Origin of the sequence: Mycoplasma sp. 2248 (genome assembly GCF_034863245.1) — a bacterium.
GTDB lineage: Bacteria > Bacillota_I > Bacilli_A > Mycoplasmatales > Metamycoplasmataceae > Mycoplasmopsis.
On the sequence record NZ_JAYFFC010000001.1, the window covers coordinates 61,721 to 76,325 of the forward strand.

Genomic DNA, 14,605 nt, shown 5'->3' on the forward strand with positions numbered 1-14,605 from the left:
CTTTAGATTTTTTATGTGTTAAAATATACTAACTATGGAATTAACTATGTATAACTCTTTAATGCAAATTAAAAATAAGCACGATGAATTAGAAAAATCTTTACAAGATCAGGAAATAATTTCTGACATTAAAAAATACACAAAAATTAATAAAGAAATTAACTCAATTAAAGATATTGTTGAAGCATTTGATAAATACCTTGAAGCTGAAGCTAACTTAGCAAATGCAAAAGAAATGTTAAGTGAATCAGATGAAGAATTAGTTGCTCTTGCAAAAATGGAAATTAATGAAGCTGAAAAAACAATGGAAGATTTATCTGAAGATCTTAAAATCTTAATTCTTCCTAAAGATGAAAACGATGAAAAAGACGTTATTGTTGAAATTCGTGGAGCAGCCGGTGGTGATGAAGCTAACATTTTTGCAGGTGACTTATATAGAATGTACACAAAATGAGCTTCACAAAATGATATGAAAATCACACTTTTAGATGCATCAGCATCTGAAGCTGGTGGATTTACTTTGGTTACATTTGCTGTAAAAGGTGACAGACCATATTCAAAACTTAAATTTGAATCAGGTGTTCACAGAGTTCAAAGAATTCCAGCAACTGAGACTAAAGGTAGAGTCCATACTTCAACAGCAACAGTTACAGTTATGCCTGAAATCGATGATGATATTCAAGTTGAAATTAAATCTGAAGAAATCAGAATTGACGTTTACCGTTCATCAGGAAACGGTGGTCAATCAGTTAACACAACTGACTCAGCAGTTCGTATTACACACTTCCCAACTGGAATTGTTGTAACTTGTCAAGAAGGTAAAAACCAAATTCAAAACAGAGAAATCGCAATGAGAGTTCTTAAATCAAAACTTTACGACATTGAGTTACAGAAAAAACAAGCAGAAGAATCAGGTTACAGAAAATTAGCTGGTTCTGGCGCTAGAAGTGAAAAAATCAGAACATATAACTATCCTCAAGATAGAGTTACAGACCATAGAATTTCATACTCTACAAGTTTACTTCCTGTTATGGAAGGAAAACTTAATCCTATTATTGATGCATTACTTACAGAAGAACAAAACGAAAAAATCAAAGAAGCTGGAATTTAATGCCTACAAGAGAAGATTTATTATTAGAAAAAAGAAGATATGGTTTAGAAAAAACTGTATCTTCTTTTGAATTAGAACAACTTCAAAAAGGAATGCCAGTTCAAAAAATAATGGGTTATGTTGAATTAGCAGATGTAACTATTGATGTTTCTAAAAAAGTTTTAATCCCTAGATATGAAACAGAAGAACTAGTTATATTAGTTAATTCAGAAAATAAAAAACAAAATTTAGATGTTTTAGACTTATGTACTGGTTCAGGTTTTATTGCAATTGCTCTAAAAAAAGCAAATCCAAATTGAAATATAACTGCATCAGATATAGATTATGAAGCAATTGAGCAATCTAAAATAAATGCACAAAAAAACGATGTTGCAATCAGCATCGTTCAATCAGATATGTTTGAAAACATCAATCAAAAATTTGATTTAATTGTTTCAAATCCACCTTACATTCAGGAAACTGAAATATTAGATAAATCAGTCACTGATTGAGAGCCGCTTCATGCATTATATGCAAAAGATGATGGATTTTATTTTTATGATTTAATAATTAACGATGCAGAAAATTACTTAAAACCAGGTGGAAAAATCTATTTTGAAATCAATCCATTTCACATTAAATATTGAGAAAAATTAAAAGAAAAATATAAAATTACTATACATAAAGATATGAGTTCTAAAAACAGGTTTGCTGTTATAGAATTTGACTAAAAGGAGAAAAAATGAAAAAAACAGTATTAATTGTTATTGATGGTTTAGGTTTAAGAGAACAAACACAAGGTAATGCATTTGCATTAGCTAACACACCAACATTTGATAACTTATTTGCAAATTATCCAAATTCACTTATTCAAGCTTCAGGTCAATATGTAGGATTACCAGCAGGACAAATGGGAAACTCTGAAGTAGGACACTTAAACATTGGAGCTGGAACAGTTGTTTACACAGGGCTTTCATTAATTCAAAAAGCTCTTGATGATAATACATTTAAATCAAATGAAGCTTTTGTAACTGCATTTGATGATGTTAAGAAAAATAATTCAACATTACACTTAATGGGGCTTTTATCACCTGGTGGGGTTCACTCACTTGAAAACCACTTATTTGAATTAATTGAAGCAGCACACGAACACGGAGTTAAAAATGTTTCAGTTCACGTTTTTGGAGACGGTAGAGACGTTGCTCCTAAATCAATTATTCCTTCACTTGAAAAATTAGTTGCATTATGTGACAAATATGGATACCACATCGCATCTATTTCAGGAAGATTTTATGCAATGGATAGAGATTCGATGTTTGATAGAGTTGATAAAGCATACGATGCTATTTTAGGTTTATCAGATGTTAAATTTGACAATGTAATTGATTATGTAAACAAACAATATGCAGAAGGAATTACAGATGAATTCTTTGTACCTGCTATTAATCAAACACTTCCAAAAAGTGACTTTGTAAAAGATCACGATTCAATTATCTTCTTTAACTTCAGACCTGACAGAGCAAGACAATTAACACACTTATTTATTGGTTCACCATTATATCCAAACAAACCAGCTCATCCAGTTGTAATTAACAAATTTGTTTCAATGATGAAATATGAAGGAATTGACACAATTGTTGCATTCAAAGAAATGGAAATCAATATGCCAATTGGTAGAGTTTTAGAATTATCTAACTTAAATCAATTAAGAATTGCTGAAACTCAAAAATATGCTCACGTTACATACTTTATGGATGGTGGAAACGATATTGAATTTAAAAATTCAAAACGTATTATGGTTGACTCACTTAAAGTTGAATCATATGCTGATGCACCAGAAATGTCTGCAGAAGGAATTACAGACGAATTATTAGCAAACGCATTAAATTATGATGTAACAATTATGAATTATGCAAACCCTGATATGGTAGGACACACAGGGAACTTAAAAGCAGCTATCAAAGCAGTTGAATTCTTAGATTCACAAATTAAAAGAGTTATTGAATGAGCTGAAGCGAATGATGTTACAGTATTCATCACAGCTGACCACGGAAATGCTGAAATCACAGAAGATGAAAATGGTAAACCAGCTACAAAACATACATCAAGTCCAGTTATGTTAATTTGTACAGATAAAAACGTTAAATTAAAAGATGGAAAATTAGCTAACGTTGCACCTACTGTTTTAGATTACATCAATATTTCTAAACCTAAAGAAATGGATGAAGAATCTTTATTAGTTAAATAATTAAATTAAAAAAGTTTAATTAACTACTCTATTGTTATGTCTATAATTAGATATACTCAGTAATCTTAATAAAACTTTTACACCTATATAACCCACTTAAAAGTACATTTACTACAAATCTTAAAGGTACTAAATGTACTTTTTATTTGATTAAATTAGTTAATTTTAGTGCTTAATCACACTAACAAAAACAGAAATAATTCATATAAAATTTACACACAAAAAATAGAATAACTATTTTGATAAATAAAAGCTAGATTAAAATAAAATAAAAATACTTATAAAATAAAATTTTAATTTTATTTTAGTCATAAATAAAAAGAAAGGATGATTATGGCTGGCAAAAATAGAAAAAGAAAACTCATTATTGGTCTAATACTTGGTGGTGTTGGTGCTGCAGCATTAATCGGTACTGGAGTCGGATTAGGATTAAGCAAAAAAGAAGCTCCCACTCCTGCTCAACCAGTTGACAAGCAACCTGCTAAAAATATTGTTGCTAATTTATCAAGCTTATCTCAAGTACAAAAAGATGCAATTTATAAACAAATTAATGATGCTGCTGATAAAACTGCAATTAATAATATTATAAACAACTCAAGAGACTTAAATGAATTAGCTGCTAAATTAAATGAAGCTAATGAAAAGCAAAAATCTGAAGCATACACAAATGCATCAGCTGAGCAAAAACAAAAATTTAACGAAGCTAAAAAGGCTCTTGAAGATGCTATTGCTACTAAAACTGATTTAACTACACCAGTAGAAAACAAACAAAGCTTAATTGATGCATTAAATGTTGCTGAAGAAAAATTAAGTTCATCTACTTCATCAGAAAGAATTCTAGAACCTGAATATCCACCAGTTGATATGTTAAGCGAAGAAGAAACAAACCGTTTAACTGAAAATGCTAAATTCACAATCACAAACCAAGGTTACTTCCCAGAAGAAGGTAAACCAGTTGTATTACAATTTGTCACAGGAAATGAAGAATTAAAACCAGAACAATTCAAATGATATTCAAATGATAGTGAATTTAGTGTTACTGATAAAGGTACTTTAGAAGTATTTAATAACCAAATCGGTATTGATTCTAACTTCCAACTTGAAGTTATCGGAACATACAATGGTAAAAAATACGTTAAGAAACTTAATGTGGAAATGGTTCACAAAGTTAACCCATTACAAAATGTAAAATTAACTGCATCAAATGATGGATTATTGATAAATAACGCAGCTACAGTTACAGCAAGTAATGTTGATGGCGTAGATTGAGCTAACTCATCTTGATACAGATATACAACATTAATTGAAAATGAACATTCAGCTACATTAAATGTAAACAGAGATGGAGACTATTCATTAGTAGTTAAAAATTCAGCTGATGTAATGTGAAGATTAAAACCAGTTACTATTTCAGCATTACCACTTGCAAATAATACTCAACCATTCAGATCTTTACTTTCAAATAGATTAGACATTGTTTCATATACAGATAAAATCATTGATAGAAAAACTAGACCTACAATCCAAAAACAAGTTTATGATACAAAATTAAACCAAATGTATTCAAGTTATGGATTCAGATACCCTGGATACGATTTTAACTACGAAAAAAATGGTTCAAGCTTTGCTGATCGCGCTTTCTTTGAAGTAAATGGTCAAAAACTTAGTATGGGTGAACTTGTTTACAACGAAAGAGTTGAAGGTGTTATTGGTATAGATGGTTTCACAGGTGAAGGTGCACGTAAATATAGTGATGCAAACTTCATTAAAGAAGAAATAGCAAATAACCGTCTTAAAAAACACCCTGCTGCAGATAAATGATTCGAAAGAGTAGTTACAGAGGAAACTCAAACAGTTACAAAAGAAATTTCAATTAACACATCAATGACAGGATACAACGTTATTGGTTTATATGCTCCAGCTGGAGAAGTTATTGAATTTGAAATTAGTGAAGACACATACAAAATTCTTAAAGAATTATATGGAACACCAAATGAAACTACAGGTATTTACAGTGAAGTTCCATTTGATTTCTATGTAAACAAAAGCTACTGAGACAACTACCCAGCAAACAACACAGGGAAAATTTCTAACCGTTACCCATTTGTTCTATCAAGATTTAGATTCAGATTTAACGAAATTGACCCAGTCACAAGAAGAGTTAAAGTTGGTTCACCATTTGGTGGAGCATTATCAATTAACGTTGGTGTAACTCTTAGAGATCAAAATGGTAACCCTGCTCCATTTGACGTTAAAGTTTATAATGCAGTTGAACAACTTCACTACGTTTATGGACAAACAACAAAAGCAGAATGAGATGCACAAATGGCCGCTGTTAAAGCAGGTACAATTAATGCACCTATTATGACAATTCAATCAAACTACACAGGTATAGCAATTCCTTATACATCATCAAGTGCTATTGCTCATGTTAAATTTGATGATATTATCTTCCCTGAAGAAAAAATGCACAAATGAGACAGTTTCTATGAAATGTCATACTTCTGATTTGACTACAACGCACCTAAGTTAGCACTTAACTACTGTGATGACGTTTGAGGAGGAGCTGGTGCTTGAGGTGGTGGATACAACCTTTGAGCTCCAATCGGATGAGCGTCACCTTACTTAAAGGGAGCTTCTGACTTTGGATTTGATGATTGAGGAAACTACCACGAAATTAACCATAACTTTCAACCTCACCAAGATCCATTCAATGTAAGAGACCACGGATGAACAAACATTCCATCAGTAATTAACTTATCATTTATTAATGATAAAACAAGACTTCGTGGAATCACAAACCCATCAGGAGACTTTGATGTATACTGAGCTAGATTAGCTAACTCATATTCAATTAACCAAACAAAAGCTGACTGATACGCACTTTACTCAAATATGATTTACACATTAGGACCAGTTAACTTTATTGAATGAGTTAAATCATCAGGAAGAAATGGTTTATACGATAAGAAATTGAAGACAACTTGATACTTATCTAAATACTTCAAATTAAACTTCTACTACGCATTAAAACAATACGCAAGCACAATTGAATCATTACAACGATCAGTACCAACAGTCGATATTGCAAACGACCATAAACCAGAATTTGATGCAGCTATGGCTGAAGCTAATAAAGCTGCAGCTGAATTTGAAAAAGTTCAAGCTGACTGAAATGACTGAAGATTTGATGGAAGTAAAGAAATTGATCCTAAAGGTTACTATGGATATAATGATGCCGATAGACCTCGAAACTTAATAGAAATGGATAAACAATGAGCTCAAAAAGAAAGAGACGCCATTGCTAAATTAAGAGCAACTGGAGATAAAATCAAAGAGCTTATGGCTAAATATCCAGATCAAGAAAACATCGAAAGAATGCTTGATATGTTCCAATGACCATCATTCGATTTTGTCGCTAACATTTATGCTTGTGGTCAATTCTTATACAACAGTGACCTAGACAGATTTGAATATACTTCAGATACAGCTCCAGCTTACCAAATTCCAGCAGGACAAGACTTTACATTTGACTTTGCTAATGGAATTAACTCACTTAACTCTAACTTTAGAATTAAAGAACTTAAATTCCCTGCAAGAACAAAATTAGGTGGAAGCTTAGAATTTGATCCATCAGATCCTACAAGAATGAAAGTTATCTATAGAGCAAATCCAGATAAACTTGCTGAAATTGATGAATTTGATATGGAAGTTATTCCGGCTGACTTTGAAAACAAACCAAAAAGATATGTACCTGCTTACAGATACAAAATTAAACTTAGAAACGTAGTTAACCGTCCGATCTTAACAACTTACCAACTTACAGATGTTCAAGTTGAAGGATTAAGAACAATTTCACAAATTATGAACTACGTTAAAACAAATAACATTCAACCAAAAGATACTTTTGTTGAAGACTTTGAACAAAGAAAACTTCAAAACCCATTCACAGGTAAAAAACAATTAGTTGAATCTAAGGCAAAATTCATCGCACCTGAAACAGGATCATATAATATTAAAGCTTACTTCTCTAACTGAGGATACATTAAGATTGGTGATGCATTCGAAGGTGAAATTAACTCATCAAATAATGCACTAAAAGATTTTGGTACAGTAACATTACAAAAAGGACAAGTTTACGACCTTACAATCGCTGCTTGAAATGATAGTGCGTACCCAAGAAGAACATTCTGATTGGAAAAAATCAATGATACAGGTTCAAATACAATCTACGAAATTAACAACTATGCATTAAGTCCAAATCTTCCAGCAGATTGATACGATACACCAGAAAAAATCCAAGAATTATTAACCGGTGAACAATGACAATACAAACCAAGATTTATGCCTACTGATACTAAGAGCGACCTTCAAATTACAAAATTCGCTGGTTCAGCTCGAGTTACAAACCCTATTGCATTAAGCGTTAGAGGACGTACAAAAAATGATGTTGATGGTAATACAGTTATTGATGGTAATACAGGATATAAACCAATTTACGATCAAATTTACGACACAAAAATTGAAACTTGAAAAATAGATAAATTAGACTTTAATATCAAGTTTCAAAAACCTGCTACATTAAGCTTTATGGATATCGTTGCTAAAGCTGACTTCCAAAAACAATACCGTCCAACTCATTACACGATCGAACTTATGAGAACTGAAAAAGTCGAAGTATTCAAAGGTGAATTTTTTGATATGCCGGTTGTGTTTAAAACATTAAACTTTGTAGTTGACCCTACAAAAGATACAGAAGGTCTTCCATTAACTAATAGATTAGACTTTGGTGCTATTTATGATGGAATTGTAGAAGTTCACATTACAACAACGAGAGAACCAATCAATGACGACGAAAAAACAAGAAAGCTTAAAGTTACAATCATTAGAGAAATTAAATTTGGTCTTGATACTCAAAACAAGAGAGTATTACCAATTAACAACCCTGAAATTCAATTCTATGGAACATCTTGAGAATTTTTAACAAACGAAAATGATCAAATCAACAACGCAATCAATGGTGTTTCAGCTAAAGTTTCAAAAGCTAACGAATACTTTGAATTTACATTCAACTCAGACGCTATTGACTTATTTGGAAAAACAGGGTCAAATATGTCATCATTTGACGTATACATCGATGATGAATTAGTTCTTGAAAATGTTTCAGCAGTTACAGCTGAAGAAACATACAACCACTGTTTATTAACATTATTTACACCTGAAAAATATGATTTAACAAAAGATCACAAAATGAAGATTGTAAATAAAGAAAATAAACCATTATTCTTTAACTACATTTTAACTAAATAAGATGTAATCACATAATTAGAAGATACCTTATGGTGTCTTCTTTTCTTTTGCTTTTTTAGCAAAAAACAAAAGAAAAAACCTTCATCACTAGGACGAAAGTTTAAATTTGAAAATTATTTATTAAGTTTTCTACGTTTTTTGTAGAAGATAAATCCAGAGATTGAACCAATTAATGCAAGTAATCCTGATACACCACCTGCAATTGGACCAACTAAGTTTGAACCACTATTTGTGTTTTCTTTTTTATCTTCTTCTTTAGCATCGTCTTCAGGTTTAGTTTCTGGTTTAACTATACCATTAAGAGCTTCTGTAGCTTTTTGAAGTACAACTAATCTTTCAGATAAATTAGTAATTCCTGTAGCAAAGTCTTCTTTTGCTTTAAGTTCTTCAAAAGCAGCTAATGCATTATCAAATGCATCTTTAAATTGTTTGTCAGCTTGAATGTATTGTGTTGTTTCTTTCATCGCTTCAGCATTCTCAACAACATCAAATGCACTGTTAACTTCTTTTACATTATTCTTAATATCTTTAATCTTAGAAACTTCATCTAAGCTGTTTACTGCGTTTTTAGCAGCTTCTTTTTGAGTATCTGATAAGTTTGAAGCAACTTCAAGAGCAGCAAGTGCTTCTTCTTTAGCTGTTTTTAATCTAACAGCACCATCAAGAGCATCGTGAGTTGATTTTAATGTATCTAACTTGTTATCTAAGTTAGGATATGGTTCATCAAAGTCAAGTGTTGTTGTTAAGTTGTTTAAAGCAGTAACTGCATCATCAAATACATCTTGATTTGAAGCTTGAGTATATTTGATTTCTGACTCAATTCCTCTAGTAAATTCAACTTTAGCAATTGCTACATCAATGCTTGAAGCATTTGAAACTACTTTATCAATTCCTGCTTTATCTGATTCAGCTTCTACTAATTTGATAGCTTTTTCTTTTTGAGTTTCTGATAATTTAGGTAATGAGTTAATTTTAGCTATAGCATCTTCTTTTTGAGTTTCAAGTAATTTTTCTTCAACATCAACAATTGATGTTTTAGCTTCAACTTCATTTTTAGCAGCATCTTTTTGAACTGATGATAAGTTTTCAAGTCCCTCAATAGCTTTAATTACTTCACCTTTTGCAGCATCTAATCTATCTTTACCATTTAATGAACTCTTAGCTTCAGATACAGCTTGTAATTTAATATCTAATTGGTCAAACGGTGTTTCACAGTCTGTGTAGCTTGATAATCCATCTAATGCAGTTATAGCATTATCAAAGTTTGCTTTAACATCATCTGATGCTTGTTTATATTGAACTTCTTCTTTTATCACAATTTCATCATTAAGTGTTCAAATACCACTGTTAACCTTTTCTGCCTTAGCAACAATTGCATCAATTTCATCTTTAGTTGCTTTTGAGTTAATTAAAGCTTTAACAGCTGGTTTTTGCACATCATCTGATAAGTTTGATAATGAGTCGATTTTATTTGATGCATCTTGTTTTTCAGCATTTAATAATTTATCAGCAACATTAGCAATAGTTGTTTGTTTTTCAACTTCAGTTTTTGCGTCTCTTTTCTCATCATCTGATAAGTTAACCAACGCATCAATAGAAGATTTAGCAGCAGCTATTGCAGCATCTAAGTTTTATTGACCATTAAGTGAGTTGATTGCATTATTAAGAGCTTCCGTTTTTTCTGCAATGTCAGCAATAGGACTTGTTGTAAAGTCCGTTACTGCTTCTACACCTCGTAAGTTGTCAAACGCTGTTTGAGAAGCTTGTTTTTTATCTGAATCAGCTTCTGTAAATTGTGGTTTTGATTTAACATCATTAAATCTTTGAACTTGTTCAATTGCAGCATCAACATTTGTTGTGTTTGTAACAATGTCCTTTGTTAATTGAATTGTTATTGCAGCATCGATTTGCTTATTTGCTTCTGTGATTTGTTCTTCTAATAAGTGTGTTAATTTAGTCAATTCAGATTTTGCAGCTTGTCTTGCTGCTTTTAATTCAATTAAAGCATTATTAAGTTTTTCAGAATTGTTTTTAATATCTGTAACTTCTGAAATTGAGTTAGCTGAAGTTATGCTATTTGCAAAAGTATCTTTTTGTTGATTTGATAATTCACTTAAATTAGAAATGAAAATGTTAGCTTGTTCTTTTTCTTTTTTAAGTCTTTCTAATCCGTTCAAGTTACCTTTTGCATTCTCAAGAGCTATAACACTTGCATCAAAGTTAGCAGGCAATGTTGAAAAATCAGTTTGTGATTTTAATGGTAATAAACTGTCTAATATAGTATCAAAGTTTGTTTTTCTAGAATCTTCAGCTTCAGTGTAGTTTATTGTTGATTTTTCATATTCAGCTTCTTTTATTTTTGGAAGCGCATAATCAACTTTTGAATAATTTCATTGAATTGCATCAATTTCAGTTTTTGTAGTTTTAATATTAATTAATTCAGCTGCTTTTTCTTTTTGGGTTTGTCCTAAGTTAGATAATGAATTTATTTTGTTGATTGCATTTTGTTTTTGAGCTTCAAGTAATTTTAAATTAACTAAATTAATTGTGTTAGCAGCATTGATTGCATCTTGTGCAGCCTTTATTCGTTCTCCAGTTAAATTAGTTAATTTATTCAACTCGTTTAATGCAGTTGTTCTTGCAGATGATAATTTAGATTCACCATCAAGACCCTCGATAGCGTTTTTTAAGTTAACTGTTAAGCTATCAATATTAGAAATTGATCTTGTAAAGTCTGAATTTGATTTGATATTGTCTATTGCACTTTTAGCAGAATCAAATGTTTGCTTTTTATTCTTCGCAGCTTCTGTATATGCTGGTTGATTTAATTTCAAATCAGCAATTGAAATTTGTTCTAATGCAGCATTTAATTTTGTACCATTAGAAACAGTTAAATTTACATCATTTACAGTTTGCGCATTACTAATAGAGGTTTTAGCAGCTGGTTTTTGAACATTGTCTGATAAGTAAGTTAACTTATCAATATTTTTGTTAGCTTCTGCTTTTGCAGTATCTAATCTTCTTTGACCATCTAAGTTGTTTTTTGCTATCTGCAAGTTCTGTATTGCAGAATCAATATTCTCAATTCCTCTATCAAATGTATTTGAATTTTTAACTGTATTAGCAACTATTTCTGCATCATCATAAGCTTTTTTAAGATCTGTCGATGCTTCTATATAGTTAATTGATGACTTTACAGAATCAAAATTCTTGAGTTGAGCATTAAAGTTGTTTAATTTAATTACATTTGAAACTATTGAATTTATCGCAACTCTATTTGCACATTGTTCAACTGAAGTTTTTGCACTTGATTCTTGTGTATCAGTTAAGTTAGATAAACTATCAATTGTTTGATTAATAGCTTGATGTTCTAAATTATTTAATTGCTCAACTGCATTTTGCAATGCAATTGCATCTGCATAAGATCTTTTTTGGTTAAGTTCAGCAACTTTTTGATCAATAACGCTTTGTTCTAAATATTTAGATGACAAAATAGATTGTCTAATTGAATCTAAATTAGATTGTCCATTTAACATCAAAATAGCAGATTGCATACGTTGTTCAATATCATTAACGTTTGTTTCTTGAATTTCTGAAAGTGTTAATTGATCATTAATTTCAGTAATTAATTGATCAACTTTAGTTGCTCAACCACTGTTATCAAGTAAGTAATTGATTTGTGTTTTTTGTTCTTCACATTTTTGTAATGCAACTCTTAATCTTTCTCTATATAAGTTTTGATCATGTTGTTTTTTTGAGTCTTCAAGTGATTTAATAATTTGAGCGCATTTATCATAATGAGTTTGTAATCTGTTTTTTACATTCGCAAAATCAATAGTTGCATCATTATTAATTGTTTCTTTGATAATAGTTTGAATAGATTGAATATTTTGGTTTAATTCTGCTTTTTTATCTTGGTAGTTAATTTGTAAATTATCTAAATCTAAGTCAGTAACTTTTTGATTGAACAGTCCTAAATAATCCTGAAGATCATTCAAGATTGTTTTTAATCCGGCTAATTTATTTTTCTTCTTGATGTAAATGTTAAGAACATTTTGATATTCAGGTAATTTAGGAATTGTTGTAATTACATCTTGAAATGCTTGATAACTATCTTCTGATAATTTAGATTTGTCAGCAGTTGTTATAAAACTTAATTGAGAATTTCTAAATGGAACTGATGAATTAAATGTTTTTATATCTGATTTTAAAGCTTCATAAGCATTTTTTAAGTTTGTAATTTTATTTTGAACTTCAGTTTTATCTGAATCAAATAAGTTGGCTCATTCACCTCTTTGGTCAGTCATTGGTTGAATGATATATGAATTAGCTACACTTACAATTTCATTTTGAATATGAAATCTAATGAAATTTTGGTAAGTTCTATTAGCAAGAGTATCCGAATATGCTACATAACTTCTCCCTATGCTAAGAAGTTTATTTACATATTCTTGGTTTCTAGAAACTGTAAGTGTTCCTTCAACATTTAAAATTCTTTTTGGAGTTGGATAGTAAATGTTTGTTGGAGTTTCTTTGTAGAAAACTAATTTGATTGAATCACCTAAAACAAATTTATTAGCTAACTGAATTCTTGTATTTGTATCAGTTATCTTTTTCTTTTCTAAAAGATTATTACCTTTGTAAACTTCAACAAAGTAATCTTTCATAGGTTGGTTTAATTCAATAATTGATGTATTGTCAACTAATCTAGTAACAGGAATTGCATTTAATTGTCTTCCTAAAATTCCACGGTTAATTACTCTTTGACTATACATATAGTTTTTACGCACTATAGCTAATGCAAGAGCATCTCCAGGGAAGTCCATTGGTACAATTCCTAAATGTTCTCATTGATCTTCTTTTTCTCGAAGTTTTTTAACAAGTCATTTATTTAAAGGTTCGCTAGTTCTTCAAGGTTGCTCACCGTTAGATCTTGAAATGAAGTTGGTCATTATGTCATTGTGAAAATCATTTAGATCTTGATACATGTTTGCCATAGACTCAAATGTTCTCTTCTTTACATCTTCTGTTGAATCATATGCATCTTGTCAGATATTTCAGTTATTACCGTGATCAATGAAAGTTCCGTAGTTATTATCTGAATAAACTTTGTGGTGAAAGTTATTTACAACAAAAACTTTACCTCTTAGTTCATTAAGTGTTGGGTTCAGATTATTATTACGAGAATAATTTTTGAAGAGGATATCTTTGAATTTATAAAGATTATCGATTATTGAGTTTCTTCATTTTATACAATCTGTAGCAGATAAATTACCAACATCTACATTTTCATCTTTTATACGTAAAATGATTGTTTCACTTGAGTGTGCAGTTAAGAATTTTTTACACTCATCTAACACATTTTGTAGATATAAGTTATTCGAATATGCTCCACCGTGATTAACTAAATTGCTTCTATCTAAGCGAATATCAAAATAACGGATACCCATTTTCAATTGGGTAGGTAAATTTTTGTACTGTGTTCTAGCTCAAGCAGAACCGAAGAATCATTTAACACCTCTACCATCATACATACCACTATCGTGAGTTCCTGGTATAGAAAGCTCTGATAGTAATTTATCCCCATCAACATCAGCCATTCAATCACTTAAATTCAATCGTGTTTGTGTATCATTTGAATAAGCTTTATTTTCATCTGTTCAAGAAACACTTTGTTGAACAATTGCTGAAATTGCAGTCAATGAAAGGATCGGAGCTGCTCCGAGAGTTAAACTTGTTATTAATATCTTATTTCTTTTTTTCATAAATGTACCAACCTACTCGAAATTTGAGTAATCATAATAAATTTATAAATAAATTTATTATATTTTATCTGTCTATTTTAACAAATTCTAAACACTATACACAATATCTGATTGTTAAATTTCAAGATTTATTAGCTTATTTAAATTTGATTTACATTTTTTACTTTTAAGTCTAGGAGAATATTATAAAAG

At 30.3% G+C, this 14,605-nt stretch carries 6 protein-coding genes; 4 read left to right on the forward strand and 2 right to left on the reverse strand.

The window, feature by feature from the left end:
- Positions 1 to 46: 46 nt before the first annotated feature.
- The 4 genes from prfA (at position 47) to VBM91_RS00210 (ending at position 8,648) form a co-directional block, all read left to right on the forward strand.
- Complete coding sequence (gene prfA, locus VBM91_RS00195) at positions 47 to 1,111, forward strand: peptide chain release factor 1 (RefSeq protein ID WP_323188896.1); 1,065 nt, start codon at positions 47 to 49, stop codon at positions 1,109 to 1,111.
- Complete coding sequence (prmC, locus tag VBM91_RS00200) at positions 1,111 to 1,821, forward strand: peptide chain release factor N(5)-glutamine methyltransferase (RefSeq protein WP_323188897.1); 711 nt, start codon at positions 1,111 to 1,113, stop codon at positions 1,819 to 1,821. The genes prfA and prmC overlap by 1 nt, the downstream gene beginning before the upstream one ends.
- A gap of 11 nt (positions 1,822 to 1,832) precedes the next feature.
- Positions 1,833 to 3,338 carry a 2,3-bisphosphoglycerate-independent phosphoglycerate mutase gene (gene gpmI, locus VBM91_RS00205; RefSeq protein WP_323188898.1) on the forward strand — a complete coding sequence of 502 codons (1,506 nt, stop codon included), beginning with the start codon at positions 1,833 to 1,835 and terminating at the stop codon, positions 3,336 to 3,338.
- Positions 3,339 to 3,671: 333 nt separating this feature from the next.
- A complete protein-coding gene (locus tag VBM91_RS00210; RefSeq protein ID WP_323188899.1) occupies positions 3,672 to 8,648 on the forward strand; it encodes a M60 family metallopeptidase in 4,977 nt (1,658 codons plus the stop codon).
- A 113-nt stretch (positions 8,649 to 8,761) separates the two neighbouring features.
- Here VBM91_RS00210 and VBM91_RS00215 read toward each other — a convergent pair whose 3' ends face one another.
- Both VBM91_RS00215 and VBM91_RS00220 read right to left on the reverse strand, forming a co-directional pair.
- Entirely contained in the window at positions 8,762 to 10,276 is a 1,515-nt protein-coding gene (locus tag VBM91_RS00215) for a hypothetical protein (protein WP_323188932.1), read from the reverse strand.
- A gap of 3 nt (positions 10,277 to 10,279) precedes the next feature.
- On the reverse strand, positions 10,280 to 14,413 hold the full coding sequence (locus VBM91_RS00220; RefSeq protein ID WP_323188900.1) for a phosphatidylinositol-specific phospholipase C domain-containing protein: 4,134 nt from the start codon (positions 14,411 to 14,413) through the stop codon (positions 10,280 to 10,282).
- Between the last annotated feature and the right edge of the window lie 192 nt (positions 14,414 to 14,605).